This is a genomic window from Pseudoalteromonas sp. SIMBA_162, assembly GCF_046535955.1.
Taxonomy (GTDB): Bacteria; Pseudomonadota; Gammaproteobacteria; order Enterobacterales; family Alteromonadaceae; genus Pseudoalteromonas; species Pseudoalteromonas marina.
This window is the reverse complement of sequence record NZ_JAWJBQ010001004.1, coordinates 1-244: the sequence shown is the minus strand read 5'-3', so window position 1 is coordinate 244 and position 244 is coordinate 1. Positions and strand designations below refer to the sequence as shown.

The 244-nt window shown below is 61.9% G+C and carries 1 protein-coding gene; it reads right to left on the bottom strand.

Annotation, left to right across the window (positions count from 1 at the left end; translation table 11 throughout):
- A partial coding sequence (locus R0J88_RS22735) for a HAMP domain-containing protein (RefSeq protein WP_410901283.1) occupies nt 1-226 on the bottom strand: 226 nt, incomplete at its 3' end.
- Between the last annotated feature and the right edge of the window lie 18 nt (nt 227-244).

Below are 244 nucleotides of genomic sequence, written 5' to 3'. Positions count from 1 at the left end.
AATTCGCGGCTGCCTGCTCGGTGCGGGTCGCCAGCTCTTCGGAGCTGTGAGAGATTTCACCCGCCGAGTGATAAACACTTGCCGTGCTGCGGCGTACATCGAGCAGGGTATCCTGCATGCGGCCAACGAACGCGTTGAACTGCACGGCTAGGTTGCCCACTTCATCGTTGCTCCCCACCGAGAGGCGGCGGGTTAAATCACCCCGGCCTTGGGCAATATCACCCATGGCATCGGCCGTGCGCCT